Origin of the sequence: Arthrobacter sp. Y-9 (genome assembly GCF_029690065.1) — a bacterium.
GTDB lineage: Bacteria > Actinomycetota > Actinomycetes > Actinomycetales > Micrococcaceae > Arthrobacter_E.
In genome coordinates, this window is the sequence record NZ_CP121463.1 from 515,956 (window position 1) to 530,609 (window position 14,654).

At 68.5% G+C, this 14,654-nt stretch carries 10 protein-coding genes; 7 read left to right on the forward strand and 3 right to left on the reverse strand.

All coding sequences use genetic code 11. The features are described from left to right. The first annotated feature begins 323 nt into the window (after window positions 1–323). Window positions 324–1,748 (forward strand): amino acid permease, encoded by a 1,425-nt coding sequence (locus tag P9849_RS02305; RefSeq protein WP_278268113.1) that lies wholly within the window; start codon window positions 324–326, stop codon window positions 1,746–1,748. Between the two features lie 119 nt (window positions 1,749–1,867). On the opposite strand, the gene P9849_RS02310 is transcribed toward P9849_RS02305, so the two are convergent. Beyond that, the gene (locus P9849_RS02310; protein ID WP_066214784.1) at window positions 1,868–2,143 is read right to left on the reverse strand and encodes a helix-turn-helix transcriptional regulator; all 276 of its coding nucleotides are present in this window, start codon (window positions 2,141–2,143) and stop codon (window positions 1,868–1,870) included. Between the two features lie 109 nt (window positions 2,144–2,252). On the opposite strand from P9849_RS02310, the gene P9849_RS02315 reads away from it, so the two are divergent. The 3 genes from P9849_RS02315 to P9849_RS02325 all read left to right on the forward strand — a co-directional run bounded on the left by P9849_RS02315 (window position 2,253) and on the right by P9849_RS02325 (window position 7,863). Continuing rightward, a complete protein-coding gene (locus tag P9849_RS02315) occupies window positions 2,253–4,172 on the forward strand; it encodes a site-specific DNA-methyltransferase (protein ID WP_278268114.1) in 1,920 nt (639 codons plus the stop codon). A gap of 190 nt (window positions 4,173–4,362) precedes the next feature. After that, the gene (locus P9849_RS02320) at window positions 4,363–7,074 is read left to right on the forward strand and encodes a DEAD/DEAH box helicase family protein (RefSeq protein WP_278268115.1); all 2,712 of its coding nucleotides are present in this window, start codon (window positions 4,363–4,365) and stop codon (window positions 7,072–7,074) included. Between the two features lie 306 nt (window positions 7,075–7,380). Further along, complete coding sequence (locus P9849_RS02325; RefSeq protein ID WP_278268116.1) at window positions 7,381–7,863, forward strand: SRPBCC family protein; 483 nt, start codon at window positions 7,381–7,383, stop codon at window positions 7,861–7,863. 91 nt (window positions 7,864–7,954) lie between these two features. Here P9849_RS02325 and P9849_RS02330 read toward each other — a convergent pair whose 3' ends face one another. Both P9849_RS02330 and P9849_RS02335 read right to left on the reverse strand, forming a co-directional pair. Next, window positions 7,955–8,803 carry a hydroxymethylpyrimidine/phosphomethylpyrimidine kinase gene (locus P9849_RS02330; protein ID WP_278268117.1) on the reverse strand — a complete coding sequence of 283 codons (849 nt, stop codon included), beginning with the start codon at window positions 8,801–8,803 and terminating at the stop codon, window positions 7,955–7,957. 103 nt (window positions 8,804–8,906) lie between these two features. Then, window positions 8,907–9,335: a hypothetical protein gene (locus P9849_RS02335; RefSeq protein WP_278268118.1), complete on the reverse strand. Its 429-nt coding sequence runs from the start codon at window positions 9,333–9,335 to the stop codon at window positions 8,907–8,909. Between the two features lie 306 nt (window positions 9,336–9,641). On the opposite strand from P9849_RS02335, the gene P9849_RS02340 reads away from it, so the two are divergent. From P9849_RS02340 to P9849_RS02350, 3 genes are all read left to right on the forward strand, one after another. Then, on the forward strand, window positions 9,642–10,370 hold the full coding sequence (locus P9849_RS02340) for a queuosine precursor transporter (RefSeq protein WP_278268119.1): 729 nt from the start codon (window positions 9,642–9,644) through the stop codon (window positions 10,368–10,370). A 242-nt stretch (window positions 10,371–10,612) separates the two neighbouring features. Beyond that, window positions 10,613–12,772 carry an acyltransferase family protein gene (locus P9849_RS02345; RefSeq protein WP_278268120.1) on the forward strand — a complete coding sequence of 720 codons (2,160 nt, stop codon included), beginning with the start codon at window positions 10,613–10,615 and terminating at the stop codon, window positions 12,770–12,772. Between the two features lie 129 nt (window positions 12,773–12,901). After that, window positions 12,902–14,644 carry a PHP domain-containing protein gene (locus tag P9849_RS02350; RefSeq protein WP_278268121.1) on the forward strand — a complete coding sequence of 581 codons (1,743 nt, stop codon included), beginning with the start codon at window positions 12,902–12,904 and terminating at the stop codon, window positions 14,642–14,644. Window positions 14,645–14,654: the final 10 nt, after the last annotated feature.

A 14,654-nucleotide genomic window follows, 5' to 3' on the forward strand; every position in this document is an offset into this window, starting at 1 on the left:
TCTCCGCGATGCCCGAGCCCCGCGCTGAAACAGTGGGTTTGCGCTGAAACAGTGATCAAACATCACTGTTTCAGCGCAAACCCACTGTTTCGGCAGGTTCGGCGGGGGTGCGCCCGGGTTCGGGGGTGCGCCCGGGTTCGGGGGTGCGGCCAGGTTAGGGAATGGAGTACGAGTTCGGCCGGGTGCGGTGCTGGTTCAACCGGGTGCAGCCGGACGGGGCGTGGTCCCGGGGCGGGGCATGACGTGAAAAGCCGGTCCATTGTGGCGTAGGATTCCGGGTGCCCTCGGGCGCATCGCACCACCTTCTGCAGAAATGAGGCTCCATGTCCCAGGACAGCCCGCACCCCGAGGGGAAGAAACTCCGTTCCCGTCACGTCACGATGATCACGCTGGGCGGGATCATCGGTTCCAGCCTGTTCGTCGGGTCGGCCAATGTGATCAAGGCCGTCGGTCCGGCCGCCGTGATCTCCTACCTCATCGGCGGTCTGCTGGTCTTCCTGGCCATGCGGATGCTGGGCGAGATGGCCGCGGCGCGTCCCGCCGTCGGCTCCTTCATGGAGTACGCCCGGGTGGGCCTGGGTGACTGGGCCGCATACTTCGTGGGGTGGCTCTACTGGTACTTCTGGGTGGGCGTGATCGCCTACGAGGCCGTGGTGGGCGGCTCCATCCTGAACGGCTGGGTGCCCGGGGTGCCGCAGTGGGTCTTCTCGATCCTGCTGCTCCTCGTGTTCACCGGGGCGAACCTGGTGTCCCTGCGCTCCTTCGGTGAGACCGAGTTCTGGCTGGCCAGCATCAAGGTGGCCGCGATCGTGGTCTTCCTCGTGGTCGGCATCCTGTTCGCCTTCGGTCTGTGGCCGAACGCGCACTTCTCCCTTCCGAACCTCTGGGAGCACGGCGGCTTCATGCCGAAGGGCATCGACGCCGTGGTCGGCGGCGTGGCCATCGTGATCTTCTCCTACTTCGGCACCGAGATCGCCGTCATGGCGGCCTCCGAGTCGGAGGACCCGGCCAAGGGCGTCCGGCAGGCCACCAGCACCGTCATCTGGCGCATCCTGATCTTCTTCGTCGGAGCGGTCCTCCTGATCGTCACGATCGTGCCGTGGAACCAGCTGCCGGACCCGAAGGAGAAGGCGCCGTTCGCCTACCTCTTCAGCCTGTACGGCCTGCCGGGCGCCGACGTCGTCATGAGCGCCGTGATCCTGACCGCCGTCTGCTCCGTGCTGAACTCCGGCCTGTATTCCGCCGCGCGCATGTTCTCGTCCATTGCGGAGCAGGGGTACGCGCCGAAGCTGATCGCGCGGAAGTCCTCGTCCGGTGTGCCCGTGGCTGCCGTCATCGCCTCGACTCTGGGTGGCTACGCCGCGGTGATCATCAACTTCACCGCACCGGATTCCGGCATCTTCGACTTCATCATGAACTCTGCCGGCCTCGTGGCGCTCTTCGTGTACGCGTTCATCGCCCTGACCCAGCTGCGCACCCGTGCGGCACTGAGCCCGGAGGAGGAGTCGCAGCTGAAGCTCAAGATGTGGCTGCACCCGTGGCTCGGGATCCTGGTGATCGTGGCGGTGCTCGGCATCGTGGTGGTCATGCTGCTCTCCGGCGAGTCCGGTCAGACGCAGGTCTGGACGTCTCTCGTCTCCGTCGCGGTCCTGGCCGTCTGCTGGCCGTTCGTGCGCAAGCGGCTGAAGGCGCGCCGCGCCGCCGGGCTCGAGGAGCATGGGGTGCCCGCGGAGATCCCGGGACACTAGAGATTCAGTGCACCATATTGCAACAAGCAGGGCCGTCGGATTCCTTCCGGCGGCCCTTGCCGTTGCCGCCCGGAAATAGTGTCGGAGGGCGGGCGTAGGCTCCGGTCATGACCGGAGGATCACTTGCCGCTGTTCTCCAGGACCAGGTCGATCAGCTCTTTGGGATCGATCCGGTAGACGCGCGCGAGTTCCAGGAGGGTGGCGATGGTGGGGTTCGACGTCGAGCGGTCGCCGTAGTCACGGTGCCCCAGCTCGAGCGTCCGGTAGTGGCCGCGGGACAATCCGATGAGTCCGGCGACCTCCGCCTGCGTCCAGCCGAAGTCCGCGCGGAGCGCCTGCAAGCGCAGACCGAGGGCCTTGGAGGCCTCCGGAGTGAGCTTGGCATGACTGGACACCCATCAATGACAGAGTAGAAAGCCCCTGTTCGTGACATGTATAACTGTCATAGTGTGCGAAATCGATCACTGTGACTGTTTGCAACGGTCCAGCAGGGAGGAGAACGGGATGCCGGACGGAATCCGGACGGTCGAGGAGCTTGCGGGGGAGCACCGCCCGGACCGCGTCGCGGACCTGAGAGAGCTCTTCCCGGAGGCCTTCGCGGACGGCGCCGTGGACCTCGCGCGGCTGCGCGTCCTGCTCGGCGACGCCGTCCCCACCCTGGGAGCCGACGAGCCTCAGGAGCGGTACGGGCTCAGCTGGCCCGGCAAGCGCGAGGCCGTCCGGCTGGCGCAGCGGCCGTCCACGGGCACCCTCGACCCCGTGCACCACGAGTCCGTCGGCTGGGCCGGCACCCGGAACGCCGTCGTCGAGGGGGAGAATCTCGAAGTCCTCAAGCTCTTGCAGAAGCCGTACTACGGCAGCGTCAAGCTCATCTATCTGGATCCGCCGTACAACACCGGCCACGACTTCATCTACGAAGACGACTTCACCGAGCCCACCGCGGCCTACCTCCGGCGCTCCGGGCAGGTGGACGGCCAGGGGTTCCGCACCTCGGCCAACCGGGAGACGTCGGGCCGGTTCCACTCGGACTGGCTGAGCATGATGTACCCGCGGCTCGTGCTGGCGCGGAGCCTGCTGGCCGAGGACGGCGCGCTGATCGTCTCCATCGACGACGGCGAGCTGGCCTCCCTGCGCCACCTGGTGGACGAGATCTTCGGCTCGGAGAACTTCGTGGTCACCCTGATCCATCAGCGGGCCAAGGGCGGGGGCAACGCCCGGCACGTGGTGCGCGGCCACGACTACGCGCTCGTCGTGGCCAAGTCCCTGCGGAGCCTGCCGCCGCTGCGCCGCGACAAGGTGGTCCAGGGCCGCGTCGAGGAGATCGACGGCGTGCGGTACCTGGTCGATGACGACGTGATCCGCAAGACGTTCGGCAAGTACGAGCCGGGGGTGGAGCGCCGCTGCCTGTACGAGGAGCTCGTCGAGTACAAGGGCGAGGCGAAGAAGCGCGAGGTGGACGAGCGGATCGCCCGCGGGGAGCTCTTCCTCCTGCCGTGGGGCGACGGCAAGCACGCCGTCGCGAAGCGCACCCCCGTCCGGGAGGCCTCGTCCAAGCTCTACTCGATCGTGAAGGTCCTCTCCGAACAGGGCCGCAAGGACCTGGAACGGCTCGGCCTGGACGGCGCCTTCGACTACCCGAAGCCCGTGGAGTTCGTGCAGCAGCTCGTCCGGGCGGCCACCTCGCCGAACGGGGGCGACCTGGTGCTGGACTTCTTCGCCGGCTCCGGCACGACGGCCGAAGCGGTCCTCCGGCAGAATGCCGACGACGGCGGCGACCGCCGCTTCCTGCTCGTCCAGCTTCCCGAGGAGTCCGGTCAGCCCGGATTCCCCACCCTGGCCGCCGTCACCCGGGAGCGTGTGCGGCGCGCTGGACGCCTGCTGAGATCGGAGACCGAGGCGGAGCCAGTCCGGGAGCCCGGCTCGGAGGCCGAGGCCCACCCCACCCACGCCCTGCCCGGCGGCGAACCCGGCTCCCGCACCGCATCCACCGACACTGGTTTCCGGGCCTTCCGGCTGAGCGCGTCCCACTTCCGGGAATGGCCTCCGGACGCCGGCACCCTGCTCGGCGAGGATCTGGAGGTGTTCGTGGACAACGTCGAGGCGTCGGCCACGGACGAACAGATCGTGCACGAGATCCTCCTCAAGGCGGGCGTCCGCCTGGACACGTCCCTGGAGGTGCTGCCGCTGGCCGGGGAAACGCTGGTCCTCGCCGAGGGCGGAACGGTGGCCGTGAGCGCGGCCCGGAGGATCACTCCGGAGTTCATCGCAGCACTCCTGGACCTCGAGCCGGCCCCGCGCCGGATCTTCCTGCTGGACTCGGCCTTCGGCGAGGACGACTCGCTCAAGCTCAACGCACGGCTCCGCCTCGCCGCCCGCCACGGGGAGACCGACCCGGACCGGGACCACGCGTTGCGGACGGTGTAGGGGGCGCAGGCGGGCCGGGACGTTTCGGGGCGGCGTCCACCGGGCGGCCCCGGCCCGGCCCTGGCCGCACCGCCAGCCAGTGGGGCCACCGGCGCCACCGGCGCTACCCCCCAGCCACCCCGCCCCCACGGTTTCACCCGGGAGCCGCATCAGCCGCCCCGCACCCGCCCGACGTGTCAGAAAGAGGCCCATGGAACTCACCTTCGACGCCACCCAGCCGCACCAGCTCGCGGCGGTGGACGCCGTCGTCGAGCTGTTCAGCGGGCAGCCGCTCGCCCAGGGGTCCTTCGGCACCGCGCTCGAGGAGGAAGGGGTGCTGTTCTCCGGCGGCGGGGTGGGGAACCGGCTGGCGATCCCGCCGGAGCAGATCCTGGCGAACCTCCGCACGGTGCAGGGCCGGGCGGAGAACTTCGTCCCGGAGGAGGCCCGGGACGAGTCGCTGAGGTCGCTCGATTTCAGCGTGGAGATGGAGACCGGGACGGGCAAGACGTACGTCTACCTCCGCACCATCCGGCAGCTCCGGGAGCGGTACGGCTGGCGGAAGTTCATCGTCGTGGTGCCGTCCGTCGCGATCCGTGAGGGGGTCCTCCAGAGCCTTCGCGCGATGGAAGGGCATTTCGCGGAGCTCTTCGAGCACCAGAGCCTGGACGCCTGGGTCTATGACTCGAAGGACGTCAGCAGGATCCGCAGCTTCAACCGGGACAGCGACCTCAAGGTGCTCATCATGACCCTGGCGTCCTTCAACAAGGCCGGGAACGTCCTCTACAAGGATCTCGAAGGACTGGGCCAGGGCATCAGTCTGCTCGCGGACACGCGGCCGATCGTCATTCTGGACGAGCCGCAGAAGATGGAGAGCCGGAAGAGCAAGGAGGCGCTGCACCAGCTGAGGCCGCTCTTCACCCTTCGCTACTCGGCAACCCACAAGGACCGCCACCATCAGCTCTACACGCTGGACCCGGTGCGCGCGTACGACCTGGGGCTCGTGAAACAGATCGTGGTCCGGTCCGTGCTCCAGGAGCACGATCCCAACCGGGCCGGGATCCTGCTGCGTGCCGTCGACGCGGAGCGGGGCGGGGTGAGTGCCACGGTCGAGATCGACGTCCGGGCGGGGGATGGGGTGGCGCGGAGGGCCGTGCGGCTGGACCGGGCCGGCCAGGATCTCCAGGAACTCTCGGGAGGCCTGGAACGGTACGGCTCCTGGGTGGTGGAGGACATCCGTGCGGACACCGGTGAGGTGGTCTTCGCCAACGACCGGATCCTCCGCGTCGGCGAACGGACCGGGGTGGACCGGGAATCGCTCATGAAAGCCCAGCTCAGAGCCACCGTGGAGAGCCATCTGCAACATGAGGTGCTGCTGCGCCGTAAGTTCCCGGAGCCGGGCCGCCGGGTCAAAGTGCTGTCGGTGGTGTTCATCGACCGGGTCGCGAACTACACCGGCACCGGCGAGCAGGAGCCGAAGATCCGGCGCTGGTTCGAAGAGGCGTACCGGGAAATCTCCGCCCAGCCACGGTTCGCCGAGCTGGGCCTTCCGGAGGTCGACGACGTCCACACCGGGTACTTCGCCGCGGACCGCGCCGGGAGGCCCCGGGACACCTCGGGGACCACCGCGGATGACCGGGCGGCGTACGACGAGATCATGCGGGACAAGACGAAGCTCCTGGAGCACGGCAACCCACGACGGTTCATCTTCAGTCACTCGGCGCTGCGGGAGGGGTGGGACAACCCCAATGTCTTCCAGATCTGCACGCTCAACGAATCGGTGTCTCCGGACCGGAAGCGGCAGGAGATCGGACGCGGCCTCCGCCTCCCGGTGCACGAGAACGGCGAGCGCTGCTTCGACCCCGCGGCCAACCGGCTCACGGTCATCGCCAACGAGCACTACGACGACTTCGCCCGCGCTCTGCAGGCGGAGATCGAGGAGGAGACCGGCGTGACGTTCGACGGCGGCCGCATCCGCGACCAGCGGACCCTGCTGCGCGTCGAAGTCCCCGAGCTCGCCGCGCTCGCGGACGACCCCGCCGTCCGCGCGCTGTGGCGGAGCATCAACCCGCGGACCCGGTACGAGGTGAGCCTGGACGCCGGAGCGCTCCGGGCCGACGTCGTCGACCGGCTGCGGCGGGAGCCCGCCGTGCAGGCGCCGCGCCTCATGGTCGGTGACGCGATGCTCGCCCTGCGCCGTGGGGAGGCCGCTGCGGCGGGTGGGGTGGACGCCCGGATGGTTCATGGCTTCCAGGACGCCGGAGCGGTGGACGCGGCGCCGAGGATCCCGGACGTCCTGGGGCATCTGCAGCGTGAGACCGGCCTCACCCGGGCCACGCTGGCCGGCATCGTCCGGGCGTCGGGGCGGACGGAAGAGCTGACGGTCAACCCGCAGGCGGTCCTGGATCTGCTGGTGCGGGTCATCAACGAGTCCCGTCGGGCGCTCATGGTCGACGGCATCAGGTACCACCGGGTCGAGGACCCGGAGAACGCCGAGTGGCCGCTCGAGATCCTGCGGGATCTGGACTGCGAGGTCGACGCGCGGCATCTGGTGGGCGTGGACGGGTCGATCGTGAGCCATGTCCGGGTGGACTCCGCGGTGGAGCGGGACTTCGCCCGCGGGCTGGACGACCGCTTCGCCGATGGGGACGCGGACGGGGACGTCAAGCTGTTCCTCAAACTCCCGCCGCGGTTCCGGATCCCGACCCCGATGGGCGGGTACAACCCCGACTGGGCCGTTCTCAAGATGGAGCTCAGGGACGGACGGATGCGGGACGTCGCCGTGGTGGCCGAGACCAAGTCCACGCACCGTCAGGACGCCCTCCGTCCCGAGGAGCAGCGGAAGATGGCCTGCGGGCGGGCGCACTTCGCGGCCCTCGGGGTGCGGTACCAGGCGCCGGTGGTCGACGCCTCGGAGATCTGAGAGGGGGAGCGGTGGATCCGTTCAGGAGTGTTCCGTCCGGCAGTGCGAGCTGGCCCGGGCTGCCGACCGGGGACCGGGCCGGTGGTGGAGGTTCGCCGTGGCCGCCGCCCGTCCCGGAACAGCCGGACGCGGGAATCCCGGCCCTGCTCTGGCCGTTGCGCTGACGCCGCAGCAGGTGCTCCGGCTGAGGCGCCGGCGGGCAGCGGCGGCGGACGACGGCGGTGCGCGCGCCGCCGTCGCGGGCCCTGACAGTCACGGGGCGACAACACCCGTGACGGCGCCCGCCCCGGGGCTTAAGCTGATCGCATGAGCACCTTCGCCGTCACCCGCAGCGCCTTCATCCAGGCCGCGCCCCAGGATGTCTTCGCCCATGTCAACAACTTCCACCTCTGGGGCGCCTGGTCGCCCTGGGAAAAGCTCGATCCCGCGATGACCAAGAACTACAGCGGTCCGGAGTCCGGCCGTGGCGCGGCGTACTCGTGGGAGGGGAAGAAGGCCGGGGCAGGCGCCATGCTGATCGAGGCCGTGACCGAACCGGCCAGCAGCACCGACGGGTCCGGGTCCATCGACATCCGCCTCAACTTCCTCAAGCCCTTCAAGAACGAGAACCACACGCTCTTCACGTTCGTCCCGGAGGGCGACGGCACCAAGGTCACCTGGACCATGAGCGGTGAGAACAAGACCCTGTTCTCCAAGATCTTCGCCAAGGTGTTCAACATGGACAAGATGGTCGGCAAGGACTTCGAATCCGGTCTCGCAAGCCTCAACGAGGTCGTGACCAGCTCCTAGACGGCTCCTCCCCACGCGAGAGAACAGATGGCGCCCCTACCCGGCCTGGGTAGGGGCGCCATCTGTTCTCTCGCGGAGGGGTGGGCCGGGGTCAGGCGCCGGCGCCGCCCTGCCACAGTGCGGTGAAGGGGGCTCCGGAGGTCACGCGGTTCTCGATGCCACGGGTCACGAACGCCTTGGCGGTGCGCGCGGCTTCCAGCGGGGTGGCGCCCTTGGCCAGCTCGGCCGTCACGGCGGCGGCCAGCGAGCAGCCGGCGCCGGAGACGGCGACCTCGCCCACCTTGGGCTCGGACAGGATCTCCAGGGTCTCGCCGTCGTAGAAGACGTCGACGGCGGCGTCACCGGCCAGGCGCACGCCGCCCTTGGCCAGCACGGCCGCGCCGCTGAGGGCGTGGATCTTCTTCGCGGCCTCCACGAGGTCATCGACCGTGGAGATCGTCATGCCGGAGAGTGATTCGGACTCGAAGTGGTTCGGGGTGACGAACGTGGCCAGGGGCAGGATCTGGGCCTTGAGCGCCTGGTCGGTGTCCAGGGCGTGGCCCGGTTCCTGGCCCTTGCAGATCAGCACGGGGTCCAGCACGATGTTCCGGAATCCGCCGCCCTGGAGCGCCGTCTCGACCGTGGAGATCGTGGCGGGGCTGCCCAGCATGCCGATCTTGACGGTGTCCAGCACACTCCCGGCGCCCGACTCCGGACCGTAGGCCGCCGTCGTCGCCTCAAGCTGGTCGGCGATGACCTGCTGATCCACGGGCACGAAGCGGTGGTTCCAGTTGTCCTTCGGGTCGAAGGAGACGATGCAGGTCAGGTTCACGATGCCGAAGACGCCCAGTTCCTGGAAGGTCTTCAGATCGGCCTGAGCGCCCGCGCCGCCGGTCGCCTCGGAACCGGCGATGGTCAGCGCGATGGCGGGGGATTCGGAATGCAGTTCGGTGGACGTCATGGCACCATCCTCCCACTGCGCGCGGCCCCCGCGCGTTGTGCGGGTGGACAGCGGACGACGACGGCGGTGGGGCCGGCGGGCAGTCCCTCGCCCTGGCGCCACGTCAGCCCGCGGAGGACAGGTCCGGGTGCGCCCTAAGGAAGTCGCGATAGCTGGTGAGGGTGTTCCCTCCCGAGTAGCCGAGTGCTGTCGGGGACAGCGAGCCCGAGCCGTCCGCCGCGGTGACCAGGATGGTCAGCGACGCTTCGGGATCACCGTCCGCGGCTTTCACGATGGCCGGGAAGGCCTGGCGCAGCAGCGCCTTCAGCGCGGCGTCGTCGCTGGTGTCCGCTGTGATGTCCACAGTGCCCGTCCGGCCCATGCCGGCGTTCGACGTGAAAGTGCTGCTGACGCTGGAGACATGGGGGAGTGAGGCCACCGCGTCGTGGAGCTTCCTGGCCGCCGCGGCGTCGTCGTTCTTCGTCGCGCCGGCGCAGGCGGTGAGCGCGGCGACAAGGGCGATGACCACCGCGATCAGCTTCAGGCGGTGCATGACTCTCCTTGCCTCCGGTGTGGTCTGGTTGCCTCTGGCGTGCTGTGGCCGGTGCGGAATCGTGGGTTCACCCGGCTCGGCCTGCAGGGTGTGAAGTCACCGTACTACGGTGTCGCCCGGTGGGACAGGGGAGCCCTGCCCTTCGCCGCGCGTCGTGGGAGAATACCGAGGGGTTCCGCCGAGCCGGAATCCCTCTGAGTGCTAATACAGCGGGGCCCAGGCCCTGGCGAACCACTTTCCGGGTCCGACCCCGACGCTGCCGCGCACGTCGTGGGGATGACGGCCCTTCACTGAATTGAGAATCACATGAATGCCGAGAACGCCGCCGCGCCTGCGTCCCAGCCGGGCGCCGCCACCAGTTCGCCCGCGAACAAAGCCAGTTATGCCTCCATCGGCAGCCCTTTCTTCGGGATCCTGCTCGCGATCATGGCGGTGATCGTCATCCTGTCCAACATCGGCGCCTCGAAGGGCGTCGTCATCGGCCCGATCGTGACCGACGGCGGCTTCTTCCTCTTCCCGCTCGCATACGTCCTGGGTGATGTGATCTCCGAGGTGTACGGCTTCAAGGTGGCCCGGAAGGCCATCATCACCACGTTCGCGATCTCGGTGTTCGCGTCCTTGTCCTACTGGGTCATCATCGCGCTGCCCGGCTTCGACGACGACTACGGCCGCGCCAAGCAGGCCGCCCTCGAGGGTGCCCTCGGCCCGGTCCCGCAGATCGTGCTGGCCTCCCTCGTGGCCTTCCTGGCGGGCCAGACCATCAACTCGTGGATCCTCGTGAAGATGAAGGCCCGCACGGGCGAGAAGACCCTGTGGGCGCGCCTCATGGGGTCGTCCGGCGTCGGCGAGTTCGTGGACACCCTGATCTTCTGCTCCATCGCGGCGCCGGTGATCGGCATCGCCGACGCCCCCACGTTCATCAACTACGTCCTGGTCGGCTTCCTTTACAAGACCCTGGTCGAGTACGCCCTGGTGCCGGTCACCGCTCTGGTGATCCGCGCGATCAAGCGCCGCGAACCGAGCTACGGGGCCTGAGCCGGGGCGGCGTCGTAGCGTCGGCGGGCTTGCTGCTCGCCACGCGGACGACGACGGCGCGAACCGGCTGCACTTCACGTCCCGGATCGTAGAATGACAGTCGTCGTCCCGACAGGCCGGGACCGCAATCCTCTGGCCTGTCGGTCTGTGATGGGGGAGGTAGGGCACATGTCGTGTGCGTTCCGGCAGGTGCCCTGGGCATCGAGTGACCAGGTGGGACATCGCGCCGCTGAGGTGACTCGTTGACGGCCACACTGACCACCTCGGTCGTGGCCCGGCACCTGAGACGGGCCGGAACCCCGGGGGCGCGCCGCACCGACATCCAGGGCCTTCGAGCGTTCGCAGTCCTCGTCGTCGTCCTGTCCCATGCCCGGATACCGGGCATGACCGGCGGCTACATCGGCGTCGACGTCTTCTTCGTCATCTCCGGGTTCCTGATCACCTCCCTGCTCCTCCGCGAAATCGACAGGACCGGGCGGATCAGCATCCGGCGCTTCTACGAGAGGCGTGCCCTGCGCATCCTCCCGGCCGGGACGGTGGTCCTGGTCGCCACCGTCCTGTACGCAGCGATGCTGTTGCCGATGGGCCGGCTCGATGCGGTGGCGACGGATGCGATCTGGTCAGCGTTCTTCCTGGCCAATGTGCATTTCGCCCTGGAGGGCACCGACTATTTCGCGGGGACCACCGTGTCCCCGTTGCAGCACTTCTGGTCCCTGGCGGTCGAAGAACAGTTCTACCTCGTCTGGCCGCTGGTGCTGTTGGGGATCGCGGCTCTGATCGCCCGCCGTCGCCGTCGGCCCCCGATCACACGGCTCGCCTGCCTGGCAGTGGGCGTGATCATCGCCGGATCGATGATCGCCTCCGGCATCGAGACCGCGCTCTCTCCGACCACCGCGTATTTCTCCACGGTGGACCGGGCCTATGAGCTCGCCGGGGGCGCGTTGCTGGCGATTCTCACAGCCGCCGGAACCCGCCTGCCGCGGTGGTATGCAGGCCGGTTGCAAGCGGTCGCCGGATGGCTTGGCCTGGCCGCGTTGCTCGTCATGGTGGTCGCGTGGAACGAGGCCACTCCGATCCCCGGGATCCTCGGCGGCCTCGTGGTCCTCGCGACGGCAGCAGTTCTCGCTTCCGGCATCGGCGGGCTCGGTGGCCCCGGCCGTTTGCTGTCCCTTCGCCCGATGCAGTTCTTCGGGGACATCTCGTACTCGCTCTACCTCTGGCACTGGCCGTTGCTCACGCTGGGGCTCCTGCCCGGTCTGACACCGCACGTGCGCGTGCCGCTGCTGATCGCGACGGCGGTCGCCCTCGCCGCGTTGAGTTTCCGGTATGTCGAGCAGCCGTTCCTGCGGGGGTCGGTCCGTCTGCCGCGCAAGACCGGGGCCCTGCTGCTCTGGCCCGTCGCGGCGTCGCTGGTGGTGGTCAGCTGTGTCGCCTCGCTCGGCTATGTGGGGCAGGCCGCCGCGCAGGAGCAGGCCGCCGCCGCGCAGTGGTACCAGGACCATCCGGCAGGCGCCCAGAAGCCGGATCCGGCGGCCAAGGACGCGCCGGAGGTGGCGCCCGTCGATCAGATCCGCGAGCGGATCACGCAGGCACTCGGCGCAGCCGATGCCGGCGCCCCGGTTCCGCCGTCCATCAACTGGGCGGCCCACAAGAGGGACATCTTCCAGGAGGTCTACCCCTGCGTGGCGTGGTGGGAGGCTTCCACGCTGAAGCTGTGCCCGGTCGGGGACAAGACGTCCTCGCGCACGGTGGTGATCGTCGGGGATTCCCATGCGGGTCAGTGGATCTCGGCCCTGGACGAACTCGGGAAGAAGAACCGGTTCAAGCTGGTCCCGATCATCAAGCCGGCCTGCAACGCGTATGACGTGGAACAGCGCTTCGTGCCGGCGGAGATCACGGCCTGCAACGAGTTCAAGACGTGGGCACGGCGGACGATCGCCGGCCTGAAACCGGAAGCGGTGGTCGTGAGCGCCCGGGGCTTCGATGGAATGCGGGTGTCCGGTCCGGATCGCGACTCCGTCTGGCGTGCCGGGGCGGAGTCCGGCATCCGGGCGCTGAAGGCCACGGCGCCCCAGGTGATCGTGCTCTCCGATGTGCCCTCGCGCTCCTCGAAGTCCGACGAATGCCTCACCGTGCGCGGCGCGACACTCGAACAGTGCGTGGGGGCGGAGACCGGCCTCGAGATCGACAGCAATGCGCTCACCAAGGAGGCCACCCTCGCGGCGGGCGCCCAATGGGTCGACACCAGCCCCCTGGTCTGCCGGAACGGCCGTTGCCCGGCGGTGGTCGATCAGCGCGTCGTCTACTACGACGACAATCACCTCACGGTGTCCTGGGGGCGCGTGGTGGCCGCAGGACTGGGACAGCTGACGGGTCTCACGTCTGCCGCGCAGCGCGGCTGACGTCCCCGCGAAGTCCACCCCAGGAAGCAGCTTCCAGAGGCACCGACGTCGTCGTTGTTAAACGTTTTCCTCCCGTTCATTCCCGGTGAATACCGTTCAGAGCAATGACCGGATGTACGGAGGATCGACATGTGTGACCAACTCTCCTCGCCTGTGGCGCCGTTCGACGCCGACGCCGAACTTCGCTCTCTCGGCTTCTCCCGCCGGGAGATGCTTCGTACGGCAGCGATCGCTCTGGCTGCGGGGGGCTTGACGGCGGTCGGTGGGGTGGGAACGGCACTGGCCGGCGTTCCGGCGGCGCGATCTGGCGCCGAACCACAGCTGAAGTGGCTCGTGGGCGACCACCACATCCATACCCAGTTCAGCCATGACGCGAAGTACCGGATGGCACAGCAGCTGGACGCCGCGCAGCGCTTTGGTGTCGACTGGCTTGCCTTCACCGAGCACAGCAACTTCGCTCATGCGGATCGGGGCCTGCCGACGGCACGGCGTCTGCTCGACCAGGAGCGAGGCTCCCGGAACATGCTCATCTTCCAGGGCCTCGAGTGGTACATCCCCGGCGCTGAGCACGCGACTGTTCTGATCACTCCAGGACCTCGAGACACGGAGGTGATCCGCGCCTTCGAACTGGCGTTTGATGGCAAGCTCAACGGGTGGGACAAGCCTGCGGACGCTGCTCAGGCGGCGGAGTTCACGCGTCGGGCCACAGAGGCGATCGCCTGGCTGGGCGCCCAGAAGAGGGCGGGCAAGGTCGGCGACGCCGTCATGCTCGCCAATCATCCGATGCGTCTCGGGATCGACTCCCCGCATGAAATCCGCGCGTGGCGCGACGCGAACCCCGACATCTTCATCGGCATGGAGGGCGCGCCTGGAGCTCAGGGTTCGGCCATCAGCAGGAACGCCGGACCCGGCGACCAACGCGGGGAGTACATCAATTCCCCACGCCCGGACAGCTGGTCCGGATACCCTGTCGACGCCTACCGTCCGTATGGCGGCTTCGACTGGATCACGGCCACGGTCGGGGGTCTGTGGGATGCGATGCTCGCCGAGGGCAAACCGTTCTTCATCACGTCGAACTCCGATAACCATTTGACGGTCAAGGACACGTGGCGGATCGGCGACTACCCGGCAGGGGAACCGTACGCGAGCCTGCCGAACGAGTTCGACCGATGGGCGGTGCGTGGCATGCGACCGGATCCCATCGACACGGGGCTTCCGCAGGGCGGCAGTGACTTCTGGCCTGGCGAGTTCTCGCGCTTGCACACGGGTGTCGCCGAACGCAGCTACGCAGGCGTTCTGGAGGCCATGCGTCGAGGACGCATGTGGGTCGATCATGGCCATCTCCTGAACGGTCTCGATGTGCGGGTGCGGGCGACGATGCCCGGCAAGGGGAAGGGCCGTGGAAACGGCAATGGCAACGGCTGGGGCAACCAGGCCGGCTCTTCCGCCACGCTAGGCGGCCGCCTCACCGCGAAGCGCGGGCAGGACGTCGAGGTGTCGATCACCATCACGACCACTGACTACGTGAACGCTGCGGGGATCATCCCGCACCTGGCACACGTTGATGTGATTTCCGGTCCGGTGACCGGTCCGGCATCAGACCCGGACGTGATCAGGGCGCCGGGAACCCGCGTAGTGCGCCAATTCGATACCACCGGCCGTCGTGGCACCTTCACCGTCACTCATGTTTTCCGGGGCGTGGATCGTCCGTTCTACGTCCGCTTCCGCGGAAGCGACGGCAACCGCAACGGCACCGGTTTCCATGGTTCCGCCGTGGACCCGGCAGGTCCGTTGCGTCATGGCGCCGGTGAAGGGGATCCGTGGCTGGACACCTGGTTCTATGCCAACCCGATCTTCATCGACGTCCGCTGATGCACGGCGA